20 protein-coding genes are annotated in these 24,288 nt (G+C 44.0%); all 20 read right to left on the reverse strand.

The features are described 5' to 3' along the window. Nucleotides 1-56: 56 nt before the first annotated feature. Complete coding sequence (gene rny, locus BLS49_RS01760) at nt 57-1,598, reverse strand: ribonuclease Y (protein ID WP_091226195.1); 1,542 nt, start codon at nt 1,596-1,598, stop codon at nt 57-59. Nucleotides 1,599-1,896: 298 nt separating this feature from the next. After that, nucleotides 1,897-2,778: a regulatory protein RecX gene (locus BLS49_RS01765; RefSeq protein WP_245742230.1), complete on the reverse strand. Its 882-nt coding sequence runs from the start codon at nt 2,776-2,778 to the stop codon at nt 1,897-1,899. 116 nt (nt 2,779-2,894) lie between these two features. Next, nucleotides 2,895-3,956, reverse strand: coding sequence for a recombinase RecA (recA, locus tag BLS49_RS01770; protein WP_091226199.1), 1,062 nt, complete (start codon nt 3,954-3,956; stop codon nt 2,895-2,897). 1,089 nt (nt 3,957-5,045) lie between these two features. Beyond that, nucleotides 5,046-6,299: a competence/damage-inducible protein A gene (locus BLS49_RS01775; RefSeq protein WP_091226200.1), complete on the reverse strand. Its 1,254-nt coding sequence runs from the start codon at nt 6,297-6,299 to the stop codon at nt 5,046-5,048. A 33-nt stretch (nt 6,300-6,332) separates the two neighbouring features. Beyond that, nucleotides 6,333-6,920, reverse strand: a complete 588-nt coding sequence (gene pgsA / locus BLS49_RS01780) for a CDP-diacylglycerol--glycerol-3-phosphate 3-phosphatidyltransferase (RefSeq protein ID WP_091226202.1) — start codon at nt 6,918-6,920, stop codon at nt 6,333-6,335. After that, entirely contained in the window at nt 6,917-8,245 is a 1,329-nt protein-coding gene (gene rimO, locus BLS49_RS01785) for a 30S ribosomal protein S12 methylthiotransferase RimO (protein ID WP_091226203.1), read from the reverse strand. The genes pgsA and rimO overlap by 4 nt, the downstream gene beginning before the upstream one ends. A 127-nt stretch (nt 8,246-8,372) precedes the next feature. Then, entirely contained in the window at nt 8,373-8,864 is a 492-nt protein-coding gene (locus BLS49_RS01790; RefSeq protein ID WP_091226205.1) for a YajQ family cyclic di-GMP-binding protein, read from the reverse strand. 177 nt (nt 8,865-9,041) lie between these two features. Continuing rightward, nucleotides 9,042-10,061 carry a helix-turn-helix domain-containing protein gene (locus BLS49_RS01795; protein ID WP_091226207.1) on the reverse strand — a complete coding sequence of 340 codons (1,020 nt, stop codon included), beginning with the start codon at nt 10,059-10,061 and terminating at the stop codon, nt 9,042-9,044. Between the two features lie 104 nt (nt 10,062-10,165). Continuing rightward, the gene (locus tag BLS49_RS01800) at nt 10,166-10,933 is read right to left on the reverse strand and encodes a DUF3388 domain-containing protein (protein ID WP_091226209.1); all 768 of its coding nucleotides are present in this window, start codon (nt 10,931-10,933) and stop codon (nt 10,166-10,168) included. A gap of 199 nt (nt 10,934-11,132) precedes the next feature. Then, on the reverse strand, nt 11,133-11,387 hold the full coding sequence (locus tag BLS49_RS01805; RefSeq protein WP_091226211.1) for a DUF3243 domain-containing protein: 255 nt from the start codon (nt 11,385-11,387) through the stop codon (nt 11,133-11,135). A 93-nt stretch (nt 11,388-11,480) separates the two neighbouring features. Continuing rightward, nucleotides 11,481-12,245, reverse strand: coding sequence for an elongation factor P 5-aminopentanone reductase (gene ymfI, locus BLS49_RS01810; RefSeq protein WP_091226212.1), 765 nt, complete (start codon nt 12,243-12,245; stop codon nt 11,481-11,483). Next, complete coding sequence (gene yfmH, locus BLS49_RS01815) at nt 12,246-13,526, reverse strand: EF-P 5-aminopentanol modification-associated protein YfmH (RefSeq protein ID WP_091226214.1); 1,281 nt, start codon at nt 13,524-13,526, stop codon at nt 12,246-12,248. Between the two features lie 3 nt (nt 13,527-13,529). Beyond that, entirely contained in the window at nt 13,530-14,810 is a 1,281-nt protein-coding gene (gene yfmF / locus BLS49_RS01820; RefSeq protein WP_091226215.1) for an EF-P 5-aminopentanol modification-associated protein YfmF, read from the reverse strand. 124 nt (nt 14,811-14,934) lie between these two features. Continuing rightward, nucleotides 14,935-15,780, reverse strand: coding sequence for a spore cortex-lytic enzyme (sleB, locus tag BLS49_RS01825; protein ID WP_091226217.1), 846 nt, complete (start codon nt 15,778-15,780; stop codon nt 14,935-14,937). A 184-nt stretch (nt 15,781-15,964) separates the two neighbouring features. Continuing rightward, nucleotides 15,965-18,694, reverse strand: a complete 2,730-nt coding sequence (locus tag BLS49_RS01830) for an FtsK/SpoIIIE family DNA translocase (RefSeq protein ID WP_091226218.1) — start codon at nt 18,692-18,694, stop codon at nt 15,965-15,967. A gap of 79 nt (nt 18,695-18,773) precedes the next feature. Then, on the reverse strand, nt 18,774-18,998 hold the full coding sequence (locus BLS49_RS01835) for a YlzJ-like family protein (RefSeq protein ID WP_091226219.1): 225 nt from the start codon (nt 18,996-18,998) through the stop codon (nt 18,774-18,776). Beyond that, nucleotides 18,995-19,771 carry a ClpP family protease gene (locus BLS49_RS01840; RefSeq protein ID WP_425432100.1) on the reverse strand — a complete coding sequence of 259 codons (777 nt, stop codon included), beginning with the start codon at nt 19,769-19,771 and terminating at the stop codon, nt 18,995-18,997. The genes BLS49_RS01835 and BLS49_RS01840 overlap by 4 nt, the downstream gene beginning before the upstream one ends. A 227-nt stretch (nt 19,772-19,998) precedes the next feature. Beyond that, nucleotides 19,999-21,678 (reverse strand): ribonuclease J, encoded by a 1,680-nt coding sequence (locus tag BLS49_RS01845; protein ID WP_091226221.1) that lies wholly within the window; start codon nt 21,676-21,678, stop codon nt 19,999-20,001. A gap of 324 nt (nt 21,679-22,002) precedes the next feature. After that, on the reverse strand, nt 22,003-22,866 hold the full coding sequence (dapA, locus tag BLS49_RS01850; RefSeq protein ID WP_091226223.1) for a 4-hydroxy-tetrahydrodipicolinate synthase: 864 nt from the start codon (nt 22,864-22,866) through the stop codon (nt 22,003-22,005). A gap of 48 nt (nt 22,867-22,914) precedes the next feature. Continuing rightward, on the reverse strand, nt 22,915-24,135 hold the full coding sequence (gene dapG / locus BLS49_RS01855; protein WP_091226224.1) for an aspartate kinase: 1,221 nt from the start codon (nt 24,133-24,135) through the stop codon (nt 22,915-22,917). Nucleotides 24,136-24,288 lie beyond the last annotated feature (153 nt).

Here is a 24,288-nt window from a genome sequence, read left to right on the forward strand (position 1 = left end):
ATTTTAGACAGGCAATGAAAAAGCGGCCCATTGAGGGCCACTTTTTATCATAACCTTTACTTAGCGTATTCAACCGCACGCGTCTCACGAATAACGGTAACCTTGATGTGTCCCGGATAATCGAGTTCACTTTCAATGGTCTTCGTAATATCTCTTGCCAGACGGAAGGCTTCCGCATCGTCAATCTTCTCAGGCTGCACCATAACACGAACCTCGCGGCCCGCTTGGATTGCAAAAGATTTCTCCACACCTTCGAACGACTCGGAAATTTCTTCGAGCTTCTCCAGACGACGAATGTAAGTTTCCAGCGTCTCACGCCGTGCTCCAGGTCTGGCTGCTGACAGAGCGTCAGCCGCACCAACCAGCATCGCAATAACGGAAGTAGCCTCACAATCCCCGTGGTGGGAAGCAATACTGTTGATAACAACCGGATGCTCTTTATACTTCTTAGCCAGCTCCACGCCGATTTCGACATGAGATCCTTCCACTTCATGATCAAGCGCTTTACCGATGTCATGCAACAAGCCTGCACGTTTAGCCAGAGCGATATCTTCTCCAAGCTCGCCAGCCATCAGTCCTGCCAGATAAGCTACTTCCATAGAGTGCTTCAGCACGTTTTGTCCATAGCTTGTCCGGAATTTGAGGCGTCCCAAAATTTTGATCAAATCCGGATGCAGTGCATGTACACCAACCTCAAAGGTCGCTTGCTCACCGTATTCACGAATTCTTTCATCCACTTCACGACGGGATTTTTCAACCATCTCTTCAATCCGTGCTGGATGAATACGACCGTCTGCCACCAATTTTTCCAGAGCAGTACGGGCAATTTCACGGCGAATTGGATCGAATCCTGACAAAATAACTGCTTCCGGAGTATCGTCGATAATAAGATCGATCCCTGTAAGGGTCTCCAGAGCACGGATGTTACGGCCTTCCCGACCAATAATGCGTCCTTTCATTTCCTCATTCGGCAGCGTTACCACCGATACAGTCGTTTCTGCTACATGATCTGCAGCGCAACGTTGAATGGCGAGCGTAATAATTTCACGGGATTTCTTATCCGCTTCTTCCTTCGCTTGTTGTTCAATGTCCTTAATGAGCTGAGCCGTCTCATGGCGAACTTCCTGCTCTACATTATTCAGAATAATAGTGCGGGCATCCTCCATGCTCAAATTCGAGATGCGTTCAAGCTCTTGAACCTGTTTCTTGTACAACATTTCAATCTGCTGTTGTGTTTCATCAATTCGTTTCTCTTTGCTAGCCACTTGCTCTTCTTTACGTTCCAGCGATTCTAATTTTTTATCCAGCGACTCTTCTTTTTGCAACAATCGTCTCTCTTGTCGTTGAATTTCATTCCGACGTTCACGAATGTCTTTATCAGCTTCAGTTCTTAGCTTGTGGATTTCATCCTTAGCTTCGAGTACTGTTTCTTTTTTCAGTGCTTCTGCGTCTTTCTTCGCGTTTTCTAAGATTTGACTTGCAGCGTGTTCCGCACTGGAAATTTTAGCTTCTGCAAGAGATTTGCGAATAAAATATCCGATCCCGAACCCAAAGAATAATGCGGCAGCAACGAGAACGATCCAGATCCATGCATCCATCTGTTCACCTCCCCGTTGTTTCCTCCAAGGCATTCCTTGGGATGTTCAGTTTTGTAATTGTTCTCATTCATCATCATACATAGAATCGATTACAGGCCGATTCATATAGGCTTTACGAGAACTTGCGGTATAATACCGATGATTCGTAAATGAAGCCTTCATGATTGGCGAATATGAATCTCTTCAGAGCCTACAATTTTGGAAGGAAAAAGGACTCCATCAATATAGATTCAAGTTCATTTTATTATTTGATGAAAGAAATTGTCAAGCAATGCCCATAGTTGCCCTCACTATCGACCTACTCTTCTTCCCAGTCTTCCGGCCCATTCATTCCATCTTGACGAGCAAGTTCCCTTATTACACGCGAGACCAGCCCTCCCGAGAATCCGCGTCGCACCAAAAAAGCTCCCACTTTTCGCTTCTTATCCAAATATTCTCCAGAAGTGCCTCTCCATTTCTTAGCACCTAACTGCATAGCGCTGTCATATTCATCTTCTTCGCTAATCTCACCCAACGCTTCCTCAATTAAAGGCTTGGAGACCCCTTTTTGGCGCAATTCCTGTCTTACCCACATCTTACCCTTACCACGATTCTTGACGCGTTGTCCTGCCCATTCCTGCGCGTATAGCGAGTCATTGATCAAACCTTCCGTTGTTAGTCTATCCACAACATCTGAAATCGTCTCTTCACTCCAGCCCTTTTCCCCTAGTCGCATGGTTATTTCATAACCGGTACGTGGTTTACGACTCAAATATTGAACTGCATCTCCATACCCTTGCTGCCGTTCATCCGCCAATACAATTTTGGTCAGTTCAGCCTTATTAAACACTGATCCCTTAATCATGCGATATTTGATCATCACATCCTCATGAACCTCCAGAGAATATGGACCGAAGGAAATACGGTAGCGAAACTTAGGCCGTTTAAGAAGCTGGACTGAAGTAATTTCCAAGTCAATATCTTCAGGGAAAGAATCTATCCCATTGTTCTCGTCGTTATCCTGTTTATATTCTTCCCGGTTATATTTATTTTCCCCGGATTTTTTCGAATATGAATCATAAGCTTTCTCCTGTTCCCAGAAGCCCTCTTCGGAAATGTCCACGATCTCACTATGATCAGACTTTATATCGCGGCTGTTATGTGGACGACGGTATCCACGGTCTCCATATCGCTGCTCCACCCACCGCACGCTCCCTTGCCTGTAAATTTCACAAACCATTGTTCTTAGGCAAAAAAACGCCCTGCTTCCGGATCACCGCAAAACAGAGCGCTTATATTAATAAATAAAAAAACTAATTATTCTTCTTCAAAAAGCGCCTGCTCTTCACGTTTTTCATCTTCAAGATCACCCGCAGACGAAGGAGCAACTGAAGTCGTCAAGTTGCTAGCTTCGCGGATCTTTTGCTCAATGGCATTCGAAATTTCAGGATGCTCCTTAAGAAATTGCTTGGCATTCTCACGTCCTTGTCCAAGACGATCACCATTGTAGGAATACCATGCTCCACTCTTGTCTACGATATCATGCTCTACGCCAATATCGACAATACTTCCCTCTTTAGAAATACCTTCACCATACATTATATCAATTTCAGCTTGTTTAAACGGAGGTGCAACCTTGTTCTTTACAACCTTAATTCTTGTACGGTTACCTACCATATCATTGCCCATCTTGATTGTCTCGACACGACGCACATCAAGACGAACCGTCGAATAAAATTTCAGCGCACGGCCACCAGGGGTAGTTTCGGGGTTACCGAACATAACGCCCACTTTCTCGCGCAATTGGTTAATAAAGATTGCAATTGTTTTGGATTTGCTAATTGCACCGGACAGCTTGCGAAGTGCCTGAGACATCAAGCGCGCTTGAAGTCCGACATGGGAATCACCCATTTCCCCTTCAATTTCCGCTTTAGGAACCAATGCTGCTACGGAGTCAATTACGATAACATCCACCGCTCCACTGCGTACAAGAGCTTCTGCGATCTCAAGTGCTTGTTCCCCTGTATCAGGCTGGGAGAGCAGCAATTCGTCGATGTTGACGCCAAGCTTGCTTGCATAAGATGGGTCCAGAGCATGTTCGGCATCGATAAATGCAGCTTGTCCGCCAATCTTCTGAACTTCAGCAATCGCGTGCAGCGCTACTGTCGTTTTACCAGATGATTCTGGTCCATATACTTCGATAATCCGTCCGCGAGGCAATCCACCTATGCCAAGAGCAATATCCAGCGCTAAAGATCCACTGGGTACAATTTCCACTTGCATATGTGTGGATTCTCCCAGTTTCATAATGGAACCTTTACCGAATTGTTTTTCTATTTGACGAAGCGCCATTTCAAGCGCAGCTTTACGATCTGACAATCAGCTCACATCCCTGTCCAATTTAAAATATAAGGATTATTTACACTTGTAATTGTACCTTGTTTTGAAACGTTTGCCAAGCATTTTTTCGAACATATATTCGCGTATTTGAATCTCTGGGCCTTAATCCTAAGGGAGGGGCCCCCGAGGGCCCGCTGCCCTCGGGACTCCGCAAATTGTGGTAACGTTTGAGTCACGGAGTCGCTCCTGCTCGCTCTTCCCTATCGGGAAATCGCTCTACTTTGGTGGAAGGAACGCTTTTCCCCCTTCGGGTACGTCTTACTTTTGGAACACCCGAGCTACCTGGAAACATGCTGGAGAGAACCTCTTTTTCGACTCACCCGGGGGCAGCTATGTTCAATGAGCCGCTTGTCGCCCTACGGGCACGCTTTAGGTTAGCGTTCCTGCTGTGGGAGTGGACTTGCTGCTGCGTGCATTTTCACTGCTACTTCCTGCCGCAAGGCGGCTCTCCTTTCGGGAATCTCCTTAGTGCGCTGTATAGTTACTTATGAGAGTGAGTATATGTGCTATGTACCTAAAATCCCTGCAAAAATGCAGGTATTCCTTTTGGAATCCACACAACGTGCAAATTTACTGCAAAAGTGCATCTTTGGGGGGCTTATAAGCTGATAATGAACAAAATAGGGTGAAATTCATGCATTTTCGCAGGTTTTTACCTAAATCTGGGAATTTCAATTAAAATTGCTGCACTATTGCAACTTTTTGCCAACGAGCAAACTGTTGACGAACTGACAAACCAACAAGCGACGAATCGACGAGCAAACAACCGTCAACCAACTATCAACTATCAACTTTCAACTTTCAACTTTCAACTTTCAACCACTGACTATCCACCAGCTACCATACACAATCACCATTACATAAAGCTCATTTAGCTCTTTTAGCTCATCCAACCCTCCTTTTTCCAAAATAGCTATCTCTCGATACCGCAATCGGCCTAAACTAGCATCAACAATTATCCAACAAAAAAAGAACCGCAGCACAACTTTTAAAAAAGTTTGCTACGGTTCTTCCGTGATTTGATTATATCCGGTACTAAATGAAGTTTCAAGTATAAGTTGAATCGTCTTAATTATCTTTAATTTGCTTCCACAAATGATACAGGATTGTTTTGGTGGAGCGGAGGCGAATGGTGTCGCGATTGCCCTTGAGATTTAGCTCAATGACCTTAGTATCACCACCGCGACGAGAGATGGCGATATAGACCAGTCCAGCCGGCTTGCGCTCGGAGTATCCTGGACCTGCTACGCCTGTAATCGCGAGGCCGAAGTCGGTATCCACGATCATTCGCACCTGCTCAGCAAGAACCTGAGCGGTCTCGGCGCTAACAGCACCGGGGGCATTCTCGCCTTCAAGGAGATCATGCGGGACATTAAGCAGCTTCTCTTTCATTGCATTGGAATAGCAGACGATGCCTCCAAGGAACACAGTCGCGCTTCCGGGAACAGTCGTTAAGGTCTCCATCAGCAAACCTCCCGTGCAGCTCTCTGCGGCACTGAGAGTTAATCCTTTTTCTGTCATGAGGTCGATGATCGTCTTCTCGATCGGAATATCCCCTGTGGCATACAAGTGGTCGGATAGCCTTGAAGCAATTTCCTCAGTCAGCTTATCAAGCTTCACCATAGCTTCGCTCTCGGTATTTGCTTTCGTAGAGATCCGGATCGTCACCTCACCCTCTTTAGCGTAAGGAGCTATGGTAGGGTCGGCCTGATCTTTGATCAGATCCAGCAGCCTAGTCTCGAGTGCAGATTCGCCAATACCAGCAAATTTCAGCATTTGGGAGTATAACGGAGTTTCGTGCGTCAGAACATGCTGCAAAATCCATGGCTTGGCCTCTGCTTCAAACATCGGCTTCATTTCGTTTGGCGGTCCAGGCAGCAGTATGTAGAACTTGCCGTTCTCAGCAATCGCGTTGCCGACCGCAAGACCAGTTGCATTAGGAAGCGGCGTGCCTCCATCAATCGATAATGCTTGTCGACGATTGTTCTCTGTCATCGGGGTTCCCCGACCTTGGAAGAAACGATCTATGTTGTCCATGGCCATACGATCGATATGAAGTGATTTACCAAGCACTTCAGCAACGGCTTCTTTCGTCAGATCATCCTGCGTTGGCCCGAGGCCGCCTGTCAAAATCAATAAATCCGCTCGCTCAGCACCGCCTTTAATCGCTTGAGATAGACGGCTCATATTGTCACCAACAACGGTTTGAAAATAGACATCAATACCGAGCGAAGCCAATTCCTCGGACAAGTATTGCGCATTGGAGTTTACAATTTGACCAAGCAACAATTCAGTACCAACTGCAATGATTTCTGCTTTCATATGGTTAATCTCCTTCAATACTGTCTTTTCTATTTAGATTTTCGAGAAATTCAGAACATTTTTATTTTTCACAAAATAATCTATCCCTGAGTAAATGGTAATGATCGCAGCTAACCAGATCGCGATGTCAGCAAATGGAATATTCAGCCATTCGAACGGGAAATTGTTAAGCAGCAGTGCGGATATGGCAATAATCTGAGTAACTGTCTTCGCCTTGCCCCATTTACTTGCTGCAATAACGGAGCCTTCAAGAAGAGCAACCTCACGCAGACCAGTAACGGCGAACTCACGGCTAATAATAACGATCGCAATCCATGAATCGCATTTGCCCATAGCAACAAGGGCGATTAATACCGAGGCAACCAACAATTTATCAGCTAACGGATCAAGCAGCTTGCCAAGATTAGTAACAAGATTGTGCTTACGAGCAATATACCCGTCAATTCCATCCGTACTGGCGGCAACAATAAACAAAATAGCAGCAATTAGCTGATTCACCGGCAGCGAATATCCTCCCACACTCAGCTCATGGGACCACCATTCTAAATCAACCAACAAAAATACTAGCATGAGCGGGATCATAAAAATACGGGTTAATGTGATTCGATTGGGTAAATTCACAGGACACCCTCCCCTGACAGATCATACTCATAAGCATGTGTAATGCGAACTTTACTAATTTCTCCGATCTCTGCTGAACAATTACTCACATAAACCTCTCCATCTATTTCTGGTGCATCGTATTGAGAGCGGCCTATAAAAATATCACTGCGACCGTCATATCGCTCAATGAGCACATCCAAAATTTGTCCAATAAATTTGCCACTAGTCTCATTTGAAACAGAGCGCTGAATTTCCATCAGTGTGTTCGCTCTCCATTCTTTTACTTCCTCATCAATCTGACCCGGCAATCTTGACGCTGGAGTATCTTCTTCCTTTGAATATGTAAATACGCCGAGCCGATCGAACTTGATTTCCTCAACAAAACGGCATAAACGCTCAAATTCTTCCTCAGTTTCACCCGGAAAGCCTACAATCAGTGAAGTTCGCAGTGACACTCCAGGAATACGGTCCCGGATTTTTGCAACCAACTCACGAATATCCCGGTTGCGTCCAGGTCTACGCATTCGTTTTAGTACGGTATCTTCACTGTGCTGTAGAGGCATGTCCACATATTTGCAAATTTTAGGATTCGAAGCCATCGTTTCAATAAGCTCATCGGTAAAAAAACCTGGATATGCATAATGTAGTCTTACCCATGCAATACCAGACACTTCACTGACCTTATTCATCAGCTCAGCAAGCTTGAACTCACCGTATATATCGCTTCCGTAGTTCGTGGAATCCTGAGCGATCAGGCTGATTTCCTTCACACCTTGAGCTGCTAGCTGCTCAACCTCAGCTATTATCGAGTCCATCGAACGACTGCGGAATGCACCACGCATAATAGGAATACTGCAAAAAGTACAGTTATTATCACAGCCCTCAGCGATTTTAACGTATGTTGTGTATTTCGCTGTGGTTAATTTACGAGGCAAAATCTCTTCGTAATTAAATACAGGATTTCCGACATAAATCGGTTTCTTCCCCTTGAGCGCTTCATCAACGATCTGATTAATATTATAAAAATCACCCGTCCCTACAATTCCGTCAATCTCCGGCATCTCTTCCATCAACGTCTGCTTGTAGCGCTGCGTTAGGCATCCAGAAACAATTAACGCCTTAAGATTGGCAGTCTCTTTCAGCTCGGCCAAGTCCAGAATCGTATTTACCGATTCCTCTTTTGCCGCATCAATGAAACCACAAGTATTAACGATAATTACCGTCGCATCCTCTTGCCTGTCAACTAGTGAGTAACCTCGCCGATCGATCAGGCCCGACATAATTTCTGAGTCTACGAGATTTTTCTCACAGCCCAGCGTAACAATTTTCACTTTTTCTGACATGAGCTAAATCCCCCATTTTTTCAAGCCGTACAACCTTTATAAGTATAATATTTCCTAAACAGCGGTGTCAAAAACATGAAAAAGTCCCACGCCGCGATAAAAACACTGCGAGAGACTGTACCACGAATTATTTAAAATTCGTAAACTGCAAATCTACGGTCAGATCCGCTTTGCGCAGCATTTGCATGATTTCCTGTAAATCATCTCTGCTTTTGCCAGTTACACGAATTTGATCACCTTGGGTCTGGCTTTTCACTTTCAGCTTGGAATCGCGAATGAGGACGTTGATTTTTTTAGCATTCTCCTGATCGATCCCTTGCTTTAAATTAATGCGTTGGCGAACCGTGCCGAGGGAAGCGGGCTCAACCTTGCCGTAATCCAGATTTTTGATGGGCAGACCACGTTTGATCATTTTAGATTGTAAAATGTCAATGACCGCATTAAGTTTATATTCATCATCAGAGAGGATTACGAGAGTGTCCTTCTCTACTTTCAGCTCGCTTTTACTGCCCTTGAAGTCAAATCGATTTGCAATTTCGCGCTCAGTTTGATCAATCGCATTGGTAAGCTCCTGCATGTCCATTTTGGAGACAATATCTAAAGAGTTTTCTGAAGCCATTATTCACATTCCTTTCCTTGTCCATATATTTCTTAATTATATGTAAAAGTTTTCGCAAAGTCGAGGGAACCTCCCCCTTTTTTACATCATAATAAAAGACTGACCCGACATTACTGGCGTAATATCTAAGGTCAGTCTCCATTACATCTATACACGATAACGTCAAAATCACACTATTTATTCTGTAGTTACACCCGAATTATTCGAACTAGAATTCGTACCTGTGGTACTGTTCGTTCCCAGATCTGTCGAGGCATCACTATTCGAAGTTCCATTATCGAGATTCAATTGAATTTTGGAAGTGTTCTTACCGTCCTTAACTTCTTGTCCAGCAACCGTAATTGCTGTGTTGGAGGAAGCGCCTGATTTAATATACAGCCCTTCTGGTCCTAAATCATAAGTTAATACTTCACCTTCTGTGGTGTTATCATAATACAGCTTTTCGCCGCTCTTATTGCCTTTACGCACCTCAACCCAGCTCTTGCCGGTTGCGTTAATTACAACTTGAACTGGCTGATTGCCTGGAGATTGCACCTTGAATTTAGTCGTGCTTCCCTCTGTTCCATCAGGAGTAACGGAAATGGTTCCTGTACTACCCGGTTCAGTACTATTATTGCTGTCCGGCTCATTTCCTGAGTTCTGCTGAGTATTGTCCGTACCGTTAGTTTGTCCGTTATTCGGGGTCGCATTGCTGCCATTTTTGCTAGCATTATCCGTTGAGCTATTATCATCTTTCGGACCTTTGATTCCAGCCTCTGTCGTTACCGGAGTTGGATCAGTCTCTTTGTTTTTATCAGCTTCATTAAAATTACCCCATACTGCAAAATATAAATAAATAACGACTAAAATAATAACAGCAAATGACCACATTAGTGTTGTGGATAACCATTTGGAATTACGTTCGGTTGTCTGTCTGCTGCGACGCTTCTGAAGCACGGGCTCCATTGTTTTCTCTTGAACTGTCTCCGGCACATCTTTCCGATGCTCCGTTAGCAATTCATCTGCATCCACACCTACCGTTTCAGCATAGGTTTTAATAAATGCCCGCACATAAAAACTCCCCGGCAGCACTTTATAATCTCCAGCCTCGATGGCTTCCAAATATCTTTTGCGAATTTTAGTCATTTCTTGAACGTCGTCCAGCGATAAGCCTCTGGCAAGGCGGGCTTCCTTTAAACGTTGTCCCAATTCCGACACGACCATCACCTCCTATTATTATTAAAATCCTCAAGTCTATATAGCTATCCAGCTTAACCGGATTCATGAGCGTTGTAATTGTTCATATAACCATATCATCAATATCAAAAGTCGTCAGTGTAATTTGTACTGAACATATCATAGACGATCTGCTCCTCCGGATTGTTACGCAATTCTATAATAATGTCAAAATTGTCATAATCAAAATCAGACTCTTGAATAAACACATCAGGGTGTTCAATAACTTTGGTAGATGGCATATTCATCAATTCCTTCAGCAGATGGTAATGCTTTTCATTAGACCGTAAAGTGCTGATTATACCATCAATAATAAATACGTTGTTCGGGTTCATCTCTTCTTCGGATAATTGACTCCGTACTGTCTGTCTTAGCAAGGTTGAGGAAACAAAGGTCCAGCGCTTCATCGCACATACACTGCCTGCAATGATTGACTCTGTCTTGCCTACACGGGGCATCCCCCGAAGACCAATGACCTGATTACCTTCCCTCTTTAATACTTCACCCAAAAAATCGACAAGTAATCCAAGCTCATCCCGAGTAAACCGAAATGTCTTGTGATCATCTGAATCCCGATCTATATATCGTCCATGACGTACAGCCAGCAAATCAACGAGACGTGGACTACGAAGAGCAGTAACAGTTATACTGTCTACCTTACGCAGCATTTTGTCGATTTGGGCGATCTTGTCTTCATCATCCGTCTCAAGAAGAAGACCGCGGGTCTTCCCTTCAACGCCATTAATAGTAATAATATTCACTTCCAGCATACCGAGCATAGAAGCAATATCACCAAGAAGCCCTGGACGGTTTTTATGTATCTTATATTCTAAATACCATTGTTTTTGTTGCATAAAAGACACCTTCTTTACTCCATTAGCACCATTCGACAAAATAGGCCTTATTTCCTGCTTTATTAGAAAACTTTGTTTCAGCAGTCAGTAAGACAACGAACAATACGTGTTTTATGATATATAAATTTTTTTTGAAAGGCAAGCCGCAGTAAAAAATGGGAGAAAAGCTCCCGAAAATGGGAGCTTTTCAAAGCCAAAACTATGCGTTTTTCTTCGCCAATTTAACCATCAAGCGAGCGATGGTTTTTCGTTCTTCCTCGCTTCCCACATCCCAAATTTCCTTGAGAACGCGGTTAGAATCGTTCTGAGGATCGACCTTCTCATCAAGGAAACCACCGATTTCATATGCGAGGTTAGCAATTGCCTCTTCGCTCATACCGACATTTTCCGCATGCTGAACGCGTTCACCCAGAAACTTCTTCCAGCGATCGAAATTTTTGACTACTGTTGACATCGTTTAAATCCTCCTCTGATTGGCGATTTAAAATTCAACAGTTGTAATATGCGATATTTAGGGCTTCCTTATGCGGTTGCCCCAGAGTACAAATCAGGTAAGCCAACCACCGTTTGGACTAATTACCTGACCTGTAATGTAACCCGATTCTGGCAATGCCAAAAAGTATACTAAAGAAGCAATCTCCTCTGGACTGCCTAACCGACCTACAGGGATCTCTTCTTCAATAAGACGCAGCTCCTCATCGTCAAAATCAGCCATCATATCTGTTTTAACAGCTCCAGGAGCCACTGCATTTACTGTAACACCTGAGGGAGCCAATTCCTTAGCCAGCGCCTTAGAAAAGGCGTTAACTCCACCTTTGGCTGCAGAATAGATGACCTCGCAGGATGCACCGGTTATACCCCAAACAGATGACACATTGATAATACGTCCGAAACGCTGTGAAATCATGTGCGGCATGAAGATTTGTGTACACAGAAATACGCTTTTAAGATTCACATCCATCACTTCATCCCACCCGGCTTCCTGCACATCCGAAAACAGTCCGTAATGGGCGATACCGGCATTGTTAACAAGAATGTCTGGTCTCAAACCATGACTGTCCAGTTTATCCTTCATTTTAGCAATCTGATCCTTGCTGCGAAGGTCTGCCGACACCGTCATAACCCGGGCCCCCAAATCCATGCATTTTCGTGCAACTTCATTGGCCGCTTCATGCGATTTCATATAGTGAATAATTACATTCATGCCTACTGATGCAAATCGGAGCGCAATCTGCGCTCCAATTCCCCGGCTTGCTCCGGTTACCAGTACGGTCATTTCCCCGATATTTTTCTCCATCCCATAATTTATCATTTACGGGCTCACCACTAGTGACACCGCAAGCTGATTCCAATCAATATGATCACGAAGTGCTGTATTAATTTCATCAAGAGTTAACGACTCATAGATTGGCAGGACTTTGAATAAATCTCCATCCCGGAAACGGTAGCGAGTAAACTCATGGGCAATATTTTCCGGTGAATTCAACATACGCAAGTACCCACCGATTTTTTTGTTACGAGCCCGCTCAAAATCCTCTTTCTTGAATCCTGAGACAGTAACAGCTTTTATCTCCTCGGTAATGACTTCAAGCATACGATCAGGGTCTTTGGTATCACCGCCGATTGCCGAGAAGGCATAATTGGGATTGCTATTATATTCATGCGAGAAGCTGTCAGAGATCAAATCCATATCATACAGCTTCTGATACAGCTTCGTACTGGAACCCAGCAACAGGTCAAGAGCCAGCTTTGTTGCCAGATCACGACGAACGCGATCCTCTCCTTTAATGCCATGCTTCGTCTCCTTAAAGCCGAATAAGCATTTAGGCAGCGACACAGGTAGCTTAATCACCTTACGCTTCTCATGAACAGCCTGAGGCTCCTGGTCAAACAATCGAGCAATAGATCCTTGGGGTTTATATTCTTTCTGTGCCTGATTATTTCTAACCAGCTCGAATACTTCTTTAGGATCGACACCACCAACAACAAACAGCAGCATGTTGCTTGGATGGTAAAAAGCGTTATAGCAGGTATACAGCGTCTCCTTAGTAATCGTACTAATCGATTCTACAGTTCCCGCAATATCAATGCGTACCGGATGAACGGCATACATCGCTTCGATTAATCCAAAATATACTCTCCAGTCCGGATTATCTCCGTACATGCCGATTTCCTGACCAATAATGCCTTTTTCCTTTTCCACATTTTGATCTGTAAAGTACGGATGCTGGACGAAGTTAATCAGAGTATCCAAATTGTCCGAAACATTCTCTGTCGCAGAGAACAGGTACACCGTCTGGTCGAAACTGGTAAACGCGTTGGCTGAAGCGCCCTGTGAAGCAAATTTGGCGAAAATATCACCTTCCGGCTCCTCAAACATTTTATGCTCCAGAAAATGCGCAATACCATCCGGCACTGTGATCTCTTCTTGTCCTTCTACCTGAAAATGATTATCTATTGATCCGTATTTTGTAGAGAACGTCGCATATGTCTTTTTAAATCCCTGTTTAGGTAAAACATACACTTGAAGTCCGTTGTCCATCGTCTCATGGTACAAAGTTTCCTGCAAACGATCATATGTGATGGCTTCCACAGGTTACCCCTCCTTCTGCCCTGTCAAAAAATATATCGTATCCTTATGGATACCATTGGCAACATCTACAACATCTTGTGGCGTTACCTTCTCAACTTGACTCAGTAATTGTTCGGTTGGACGATCTTTACCTGACAATACACGATTAAAATCGTAGGCAATCATCTCAAAAGCCGAATCCTGAATCTCCAATAAACTGTTGCGAAGCATCGCCTTGGTCTGATTTATCTCCAGCTCACTAATTTCTCCTGCTTTCATACTCGCAAGTTGTGCTTCGATGATTTCAAGAGCCTTATCATAATTATCGATTTCAATTCCGGATTGAATCGTCATTATACCTTTATGTCCGTCAAAACGTGAAGAAGCATAATAAGCAAGACTTGCTTTTTCGCGTACATTCATAAACAGCTTGGAATGCGGATAGCTGCCGAGGATGCCATTATATAGCAGAGCAGCTGCGTATCGCTCATCAGCATAAGTAATGGGAGTACGGAATCCCAGATTCAGCTTGCCTTGATTTACATCCAGGCTTTCCTTCACGACGCGAACTTCACCTTGTTCTAACTTACTGTGTTCAGGATTGTAATCAGGAGATACTGGCCGATCTAGATTAAATGATTTCTCGACTAATTCCTGTACCTCTGCAAGAGAAGTATCTCCTACAACATAAAGGTCAAGGCTAGCCCGCTTCAACCAATGCTGATAAGCAGTGAACAGAGATTCAGGCGTTATCCCTTCAAGATCGCTTCGTTGCCCCAACGGATGCAACCGATAAGGATCATTTCGGAACATTTCTTCAATACATCGTTCAGCCGCGTATCTGATTTTATCATTGATTATGGACTCCAGCTTTTTGCGAATAGTTTCCTTCTCAGCAGAGACATAGGAGGGACGAAAAGCACCTTGCTCAAGAGCTGGCTTAGTTACGACTTCTCCCAAAAATTCAAAGCTTTTCGCCAATAATGACTCATTGCTCTTCACAAAAGAATCGTTAATAGTATCCATACGGAAGGTTACAATTTGATAATTACCACGCTTATAAATATCGAACCCAAAGCCAGCCCCATAGAGGCGTTCCAGCTGTTCACGAAATTCAATTGTCTCCGGATAAGCTTCTGTACCTCTCCGAAGAACAAACGGCGTTAATGCTGTTGTAGTAACCGTTTCGCTACTAAGCGGAATACCAGCATAAAGCGAAATGGCAAACGTCTTGAATCGGGTAGTCGGCAGCACGTGAATACGAATATTCCCCGCACTTCCGCGTTCAAATATCGGCTTGTTCAAGACCAAAACTCCTTTACGAGAGACTGATGATATATCTTAATAAAATTAAATCCATTCTATACCAATCCAAAGTAAAGAAGCAACCTAACGAACAAGCGGCTGCTCCTTTGTATAGGGTTTATGATTACATACAGAAAATATGCTTACCTATCGTTTTTACTTGAGGGCGGGTCCAGATCCATTTTGAAGTAGCTGTCTCAGGATTAAAATAGTACAGACAACCACCGGAGGGATCCCATCCATTAAGCGCTTGCTGAACGGCTTTACGTGCGTTCTCGTTTGGCTCGAGCCAAATTTGCCCATCTGCCACTGCTGTAAAGGCACCAGGCTGGAAAATGACGCCTGAAGCCGTATTAGGGAAGCTAGGCGACTTAACTCTGTTCAGAATAACGGCTGCTACCGCTACCTGACCTTCAAAAGGCTCACCACGTGCTTCTCCATATACCGCATTAGCCATAATTCTCAGATCATTATCTGAAAGACCCATTGCGCTCGAAGGAGCCAATTCCTCCGATTCTTTCTTTGCGGTTTCTTTTTCAGTATTCACTGTTTCTTTTTTTGCTTTCTGCGCACTGCCTGCTTGGCCCGCGACACTTGTCTCCATTCCTGGTTTCCAGGCCTTAGTTGCGTTGTATAGCTTTAGCTTCGTCTTGGGACCTGCCAAACCATCTGTTTTCATTCCAAATTCAGATTGGAACCATTTTAGCGAATCGCGAGTTTTCGGGCCAAAATTGCTGTCTAACTTACCATAATAGAACCCTAGATACTTCAGTCTTCCTTGCAACTCGTACACGTCTTTACCATTAGCTCCATAAGTAATGACCTGCTCACTGAATACTGGAATCGCCTGCTCAGGAATATTTTCATTGGTTTTCACATCAGATTCAGCTTTATGCTGAAACAACGCATAACCGATTCCTAGCAAAAGCAGCACTAAACCTGCAGCAAACCACATTCTCGCTTTATTCATATCGTTTAGCTCTACCTTTCTCTTGTGGATTATACATGGTTGGTTGACTTTATTATGACAATCCTGACCCTTTCCTATGCACCACAAAAAAGATACTTAGCCATCAATAGAATACAAAAAAGCTGCTCCTTAGTCACAGTTCAAGTGGACCATCGGAGCAGCCTCTTATTAAGCTTTGTTACCATTAAGAAGAAATCTTACCCATCTTATATTGTTCAATCGTCATAAGCACCTCACGTGGCTTGCTGCCTTCGTAAGGCCCAACGATACCCCTTGCTTCCATCGAGTCAATCAAACGGGCAGCACGGGTGTATCCAACGCGCATACGACGCTGTAACAGTGAGACGGATGCCTGTTTAGCCTCAAGTACAATTTGTACCGCGTTATCGTACAGCTCGTCAAGGATTTCATCCTGATCAGGAGCTCCTTCATCAACTTCTGGCACGAGGCTTTCATCATATTCTGCTTGTCCCTGTCCTCGAACATAATTTACGATTGTTTCTACTTCCTGATCGCTCATAAATGCTCCCTGTACGCGTGTTGGCTTCGATGCCCCCATAGGCATAAAGAGCATATCCCCACGACCAAGAAGCTTCTCGGCTCCTGCCATATCCAGAATCGTACGAGAATCAACCTGCGACGATACCCCGAAGGCAATCCGTGACGGAATATTAGCTTTGATTACACCAGTAATGACATCTACTGAAGGCCGTTGAGTCGCTATGATCAAGTGGATTCCGGCAGCACGTGCCATTTGGGCAAGACGTGCAATAGCATCCTCAACATCATTAGCTGCAACCATCATAAGGTCAGCAAGCTCATCCACGATGACAACGATATAAGGCAGAACCCCTGCGAGATCCTCCTTCTCCTTCATCATCAAGTTATAACCTTCGATATTGCGTGCTCCTGATTTAGAGAACAGCTCATAGCGTTTCTCCATTTCAACAACAATTTTCTTAAGTGCCAATGAAGCGCGTTTCGGATCGGTAACTACCGGAGTTAGCAAATGCGGGATACCATTATACACGTTCAGCTCAACCATTTTAGGATCAACCATCATGAATTTAACTTCATCCGGCTTCGCTTTATACAGAATACTCGTAATAATCCCATTAATACATACTGATTTACCGGAGCCGGTTGCACCTGCAACAAGCAAGTGAGGCATCTTCGCCAAATTGCCAACAATCGTCTGACCAGCGATGTCACGGCCAAAGGCAATAGTGAGCTTAGCTTCAGCGTCTACAAAGGTTGGCGTCTCCATAACCTCACGCATAGTCACCAGGGATACTTCATTATTCGGAACCTCTATCCCAATCGCTGATTTACCAGGAATAGGAGCTTCCATCCGAATGTCTTTGGCAGCGAGCGCCAAAGCTATGTCATCAGTGAGATTAACGATCCTGCTAACCTTAACACCAATGTCCGGCTGAATCTCATATCTTGTTACAGCTGGTCCACGTACTACCTCTAGTACACGAGCACGTACACCGAAGCTCTCCAAAGTAGCTTCCAGCTTGCGAGCAGTTTGCATATAATCCGCCTGATCTCCTGATTTCCCCGCATTCGCTGGTTTGGATAATAAACGAAAAGACGGAAGCTTGTACGGTTTTGGTGCAGGCTTAGGTGGAAGCGGAGCTGCTTCTGCCTCAGGCACATGCCCTGTGTTCGATGACTGTGCTTTCTCTTCCTCTTCAGGAGCTGCATCATGTAAAGAATCGTCCGTATGGCTGCTGATTGGCTCTGATTCGGATGATATCACCGAGGAAGCATCTATAGCCGAATCGTAGCCATCCAGCTGATGCTCATGATCCCCCCATTCTGCATCCTCATCATCCAGACGTCCATCCCTTTGGATATTGTCAAAGAAATCCCGAATGATCGGACCTGTATCCACCTCTGAAGAAGAGCTGGCATACTGAAGATTGTTCCAGTTTATCCCTTGTGCAACTTCAGCTTTGTCTTCAGCAGATAAATGATCGTGATCTTGTGGATCATGGCTCTTCTCAGCAGCCCCAGCACGAACATGTTCTGGATCAAGATCATCCTGCTCCTTTTCATCGGTTCCATTTACAGATTTGGAAGCACGGTCCTTAAAACCAAAGAGCTGGAAAAACACCGGTTTTCCCGACTTTTTCTTGCGATTTGCAGCAGGTATATCATATTCCATATCTTCCTCGTCTTCATAATCGCTTTCTGCTGCATAATCATGAACCTCGAGCGGTTTATTCGTCTTTTTCGATTTTGTTTTGTTCGTAACCGGAACTGGACGAAGCAAGCGTATTTTCTTGCCAAGCTGATGACCAAACTCTCCCATCCTTGTACGAATCAATCTGAACAATTCGACGTATGACAATCCAGTAATCAGCATAAAGCTGATTGCCAGCAGGACGATCATAATAAGTTTTGCACCTGCCATGCCAAATAAAGAATACAGCAGAGCAAATTCAAGTCCTCCTATGTATCCACCACTAATATCAAGATTAAGCATGCTAAACCCGCCATCCGCGAAGGTAGGCGTAAATAACGATTGCTGCAAATCCCTGTGGATTTGTCCCATGATGTTGCCGAACGTCATAGGAACTGCTGGAGCAAGCTTATGTCCCATAGCTGAAATCGTACTCATTAATACAAGCGCAAGAACTGCAAGTAATATTCCAGTGCGTCTTGTCGTCCACCGATTCGGCCATTTCCTTGAAATCATAACTGCCAGTCCAACATATATGCCAATTAACGGTATTACAAAATAAAACTTGCCGAGAACAAGAGCTGACATTTTAGACAATGAGCGTCCTACTGCAGCTTCCCCGGACAAGGCAATGATGGACAAAGTGATCAGGAAGATCCCATAAATTTCGTATTTAAGCATACTGCCAATTGCAGCTTTTTTCTTTTTACGTTTTCGTGCCAAACAGGAACACCCCCCAGATGAATATTATACCATAATCATTTGGAGGGAGGATATTGATCGCTCAAAAACTACAAGATATTCACTTAAGAAGCATTGGAAAAAACATGATTTGTTGGCCTGGAGCAAAAGATGGATTCAAATAATCATCCAAACTACATCGCAGCAAACGTACAATCGTTGCCGTATTTCCTGTATCCATTCTCACCTGCATCAAAATACCGGACATTTCAATTTCTTGATACTGCTGCTGTTCAGCTTCATTCTGCCAGTAAAGCTCCTCAGGAATAATCGTATAATGCGTCATTGAGTGATTCCTCCTGGTAATGAGGTATTCTTACGCAATTCAATTAGAGCATTCAGCTTTTTCAAGCCTTCACCAATTCCGCCGAGACCATCAATAAGTCCATACTTTACAGCGTCGCTACCCCCTACAGCCGTTCCGATATCACGATTTAGCTCTCCTGTCTTGAACATCAGTTCCTTGAACAATTGCTCGGTGATTTTTGAATGCGCCGTCACAAAACGAACAACTCTTTCCTGCATTTTCTCAATGTATTCAAATGTCTGAGGCACACCAATGACTAGACCTGTCATACGTATCGGATGAATCGTCATCGTTGAGCTTTCCGTAATCAAGGAATAGTCAGAAGCAACTGCGATCGGTACACCTATGCTATGTCCACCTCCAATAACTACCGTTACTGTCGGCTTTGAAAGAGAAGCTATCATTTCAGCGATAGCAAGACCTGCTTCCACGTCTCCTCCTACGGTATTGAGAATAATCATGAGTCCTTCGATACGAGGATTTTGTTCTGCCGCGACTAGCTGGGGAATTAAATGCTCGTACTTTGTTGTTTTATTTTGTGGAGGAAGTACCAAATGTCCTTCGATCTGTCCGATAATGGTCAGACAAAAAACATTGGATTCACCTGGTGTCGGGATCGTAGTTTGTCCTAATTGCTGGATTGCCTCTGAATCCCCTTCCGGTTTTTTTTCGGTTTCAGGCTCATTAGGAGCAGGTTCTGCATCAGCTTTAACAGTGTTACATAGGAATTCTATCTCTCTTTCCATCTCCATCATAACAATCCTTCCCGGGCTCCCCGGCCCTGTATTGGCCTAATTACATACATCAAGTAGTATGCCGTCATTGTTCCTGCCTCTATGCACCAGACAATCTTAGACTGGAAAGTGTATGAATCAACGCAAAAAAGCCCCTTCTTCCAAAGGAACCGTCCAATATACCTTAGGAAGAAGAGGCGACTGTGTGCCTAAATTGTGCTGTTCAGGGCTAAATGCAGTGATCCTTATACTTCCATAATGATTGGGAGTATCATCGGTCTGCGTCGTGTTTGTTCATATAGGAAACGTCCAAGCGCATCTTTAACATTCGTTTTTAAGGAAGCCCATTCATTAACATTTTCACTCATCAGTTTCTCAAGCGTACTTGATACGATACGGTTAGCTTCTTCAAGCAAACCTTCTGATTCACGAACGTAAACGAAACCTCTGGAAATAATATCAGGACCGGATACAATCGTACCATCCTGTTTGCTTAACGTAACAACTACAACCAAAATGCCGTCTTGTGACAACAGCTTACGGTCACGAAGTACGATGTTGCCCACATCACCAACGCCAAGACCGTCGATCAGAACATTACCGGATGGAACCTTGCCCGCCTTACGCGCAACACCATCCTGAATTTCCACAACATCACCGACATCTACCAGGAAAATGTTGTCAGGCTCAACGCCTACAGATTCGCCAAGAAGTGCATGCTTGCGAAGCATACGATATTCACCGTGAACAGGAATAAAATACTTAGGACGCATCAAGTTGAGCATCAATTTCAATTCTTCCTGACTACCGTGACCAGATACGTGAACACCGGAATTCGAACCACTGTAGATGACTTCTGCACCTAGACGGAACAATTCATCAATAGTACGACCAATATACTTCTCATTGCCAGGAACCGGAGTTGCCGCAATAATAACAGTATCCCCAGGCAAAATATCAACTTTGCGATGCGTAGAACGTGCCATTCTAGTCAAAGCAGACATAGGTTCACCCTGGCTGCCAGTACACAGAATCACAACGCGATCTGCAGCCATCTTGTTAACTTCCTCAGGTTCAATCAAAATTCCATCAGGTACATTTAAATAACCAAGATCAGCAGCTATGCTCACTACATTGACCATACTACGACCAATTATTGTAACTTTACGACCAGTAGTGTAGGCCGCATCAATTACCTGTTGTATCCGGTGAACGTTGGATGCGAACGTTGCAACTACTACACGTTGCGCAGCCTTGCTAAAAATATCATCTAACACAAGGCCGACATTTTTTTCAGAAGGTGTAAATCCGGGTTTCTCTGCATTCGTACTATCCGACAAGAGAGCAAGAACACCGTTCTTCCCGATTTCTCCCATACGATGCAAATCTGCAAATTGATCATTGACTGGAGTATGATCGAATTTGAAGTCACCCGTATGCACAACATTTCCTTCCGGAGTCTCGATACATACCCCGACTGAATCCGGAATACTGTGGTTTGTTTTGAAGAATGTTGCCTTCATTGTGGAACCCAGCTTTACTTCAGAATCAGCATTAATTAAAATCCGCTTAGTTTCACCAAGCAGTCCCGCTTCCTTCAACTTGTTCTCTACAAGACCTAAAGTCAGCTTGGTACCGTATACAGGGACATTTAGATTTTTGAGCACATATGGCAACCCACCAATATGATCTTCATGACCATGCGTAAGCAAAATACCTCTTACTTTATCACGGTTCTCCGTCAAGTAAGTAATGTCAGGAATGACGATGTCGATACCGAGCATGTCCTCTTCCGGAAATTTTAGTCCGGCATCAATCACAGCGATATCGTTGCCATACTGAACGGCATACATGTTCTTCCCGATTTCTGCGACGCCGCCCAATGCAAAGATCATCAGTTTATCATTATTCATTTTTTTGGACAAGTGAATCTAACCCTCCTAATAATTTGGACGTCGTAAATTTAAATTGTAAATTAAATGCACTTATAGTGCTTCCTTTTAATTAAAAGTTAATTCAAAAAGTTGTTTTCGGTTAGTCCGATTAATCAAACTTGATGAACGCACATTTATTAAATTCTTAATAATAAATTTCACCGCACCCAGTCACTTAAATTCATTATACATGATTATTTTGGCAAAACACAAGCAAACCCTTTACACCCTCTTAACGTTACGATGCTCCATAGCAAAAAAACCGATGCCTCGAAAGAGCCATCGGTTTCTGGAAATCAAGCATATATTTAGTCGCTATTTGAGCAATTTTCTGATCCGTTCTCCCTCTTCTTCAGTTGGAGGAACAAGCGGAAGCCTAACAGTGCCAACAGCATATCCGATCTCGTTTAGCGCATATTTAACAGCAACCGGATTCGGACATTCGAACAGCCCTTTAAACATTGGCAGCAGCTCTTGATGCATTTTCGCAGCTTCCTGCACATGCCCTTCCTGAAAAACCTGGATCATTTGTTTCATTTTAACGCCCACCAAATGGCTCGCTACGCTAATAATTCCGTATCCGCCAACAGACATTGCTGGCAATGCAGCGGAGTCATCTCCGGAATACACCCTAAAACCCTCTGGAGCATTGTAAACAATATGAGCTACCTGCTCTAGCGGAGCACATTCCTTCGTCGCAACAATATTTGGAATTTGAGCCAAACGAAGCGTAGTTTCAGCACTCATGCTGACAACGGTGCGACTTGGCACATTGTACACAATAATTGGAAGCTTTGTTACATTTGCAATGGCTTCAAAATGACGATAAATGCCTTCTTGTGATGGTCTATTATAATAAGGCACTACCAGTAACGCTGCATCGACTCCAAGTTTTTCCGCTTCTCTGGTCAAGTTGACAGAATGCGCTGTTTCGTTGCTTCCAGTACCTGCAATAATTTTACAGCGGCCAGCCGCATGTTTTACCGAAAATTCAAATAGCTTCAGCTTTTCCTCATCGGTTAAAGTTGGAGATTCACCTGTCGTACCACTAACGACAAGGCTGTCGGATTTTTGCTCTTCGATCAAATAGTCCATAAGACGTGCTGTTTGTTCCCAATCGATGTTACCCTGATTATCAAAAGGCGTAACCATCGCTGTAATCAATCTTCCGAATTCCATGTCGTCCCTTCCTTCCATAAGTTCCACTGATATGCTCTGAAAAATGTATTAGCGACCAAGCTCAAACTTGGCATGAAGTGCCCGTAAAGCCTGAACCATATCTTCTTTATTCACAAGTACCCAAATGGTTGTATTGGAATCTGCAGACTGAAGAATCTGAATTTTGTTCTCAGCAAGCGCCTCGACTATTTTAGCCATAATCCCCGGAACTCCGTTAATTCCGCCGCCAATTACAGATACTTTGGCACAGCCTGATAATATACTTGCCTTTAATCCTAGTGAGCTAAGAACCGATTCCGCTTTATTCAGGTCATTGTCAAAGATCGTATAAACAGCACCCGTAGGGGTAACATTAATAAAATCAACGCTAATATCATTAGCCGCCATTGCCTTGAACACTTGCAGCTGTAAATTATCTAAACTATTGTCGGAAGCATCCACTTTGATTTGAGTCACATTTCCGACATATGCTATGCCTGTAACATAACGGTCCATTACTCCAGTCTGAACGTCCTTAAAACCTTCCGGATTGGCAACAAGCGTTCCTTCGCTCTCAGAAAACGTCGAACGTACACGCACCGGGACTCCAGACTGCATTGCAATTTCAACAGCCCGTGGATGAATGACCTTAGCTCCTTGATGAGCCATGTTGCAAATTTCAGCATAGCTAACATATTCAAGAGGTTTGGCATCTTCCACAATTCTTGGGTCCGCAGTCAAAATACCGTTCACATCTGTGTATATATCAACCATTTCAGCGTGGAGCGCCGCACCAAGCGCTGTAGCAGATGTGTCGCTTCCCCCGCGTCCAAGAGTGGTTACATCGCCTTCTTGATTGTGTCCCTGAAATCCAGTCACGATCACAACGTCATGACGCTCCAGTTCCTCAATAACTCTTACAGGATGAATATCCAGAATTCTTGCATTTCCATAGTGGCTGTCTGTTACAAAACCTGCTTGTGCTCCCGTTAAAACAGTTGAAGTAATCGACCGCTGCTGAAGCAAGCTGCTCAACATGGTCGCCGAAATCACTTCACCGCAGGAAAGCAGTAAATCCTGTTCGCGTGAAGCTAATGATCCTCCACCTTCAGTAATTAGTCCAAGTAGAGTATCTGTTGCGTAGGGGTCTCCTTTACGGCCCATGGCCGAAACCACTACGACAAGCCGGTAACCCTGATCCAGTTCACGGCGGATGTGAGTTATTACATGTTCTCTGGCTTCTTTCGTGGAGAGAGAAGTACCTCCGAACTTTTGCACCAAAATGCGCATGGGTATTCCTCCAGTTTATATGCGGAGTAAAGCTTTACTTCATTCCGTTATTACTCATGTTAATTATTATTTAAGATGAATATTTAAGTTCACCAATAACAGACCTCAGGCTGAACCTGATCGGGTTCTACCCAAAGAGATTCAGCCCTTGAT

The organism is Fontibacillus panacisegetis, from assembly GCF_900102215.1.
Classification (GTDB): domain Bacteria; phylum Bacillota; class Bacilli; order Paenibacillales; family Paenibacillaceae; genus Fontibacillus; species Fontibacillus panacisegetis.

Bases quoted from the DNA above. Each gene is read 5' to 3' on its own strand.
- BLS49_RS01805 (WP_091226211.1), bottom strand. From the start codon at position 11,387: ATGTCAACAGTAGTCAAAAATTTCGATCGCTGGAAGAAGTTTCTGGGT.
- BLS49_RS01790 (WP_091226205.1), bottom strand. From the start codon at position 8,864: ATGGCTTCAGAAAACTCTTTAGATATTGTCTCCAAAATGGACATGCAG.
- sleB (WP_091226217.1), bottom strand. From the start codon at position 15,780: ATGAATAAAGCGAGAATGTGGTTTGCTGCAGGTTTAGTGCTGCTTTTG.
- ymfI (WP_091226212.1), bottom strand. From the start codon at position 12,245: ATGATAAATTATGGGATGGAGAAAAATATCGGGGAAATGACCGTACTG.
- rny (WP_091226195.1), bottom strand. From the start codon at position 1,598: ATGGATGCATGGATCTGGATCGTTCTCGTTGCTGCCGCATTATTCTTT.
- dapG (WP_091226224.1), bottom strand. From the start codon at position 24,135: ATGCGCATTTTGGTGCAAAAGTTCGGAGGTACTTCTCTCTCCACGAAA.
- rimO (WP_091226203.1), bottom strand. From the start codon at position 8,245: ATGTCAGAAAAAGTGAAAATTGTTACGCTGGGCTGTGAGAAAAATCTC.
- BLS49_RS01800 (WP_091226209.1), bottom strand. From the start codon at position 10,933: ATGCAACAAAAACAATGGTATTTAGAATATAAGATACATAAAAACCGT.
- BLS49_RS01835 (WP_091226219.1), bottom strand. From the start codon at position 18,998: ATGACGCATTATACGATTATTCCTGAGGAGCTTTACTGGCAGAATGAA.
- dapA (WP_091226223.1), bottom strand. From the start codon at position 22,866: ATGGAATTCGGAAGATTGATTACAGCGATGGTTACGCCTTTTGATAAT.
- BLS49_RS01775 (WP_091226200.1), bottom strand. From the start codon at position 6,299: ATGAAAGCAGAAATCATTGCAGTTGGTACTGAATTGTTGCTTGGTCAA.
- BLS49_RS01840 (WP_425432100.1), bottom strand. From the start codon at position 19,771: ATGGAGATGGAAAGAGAGATAGAATTCCTATGTAACACTGTTAAAGCT.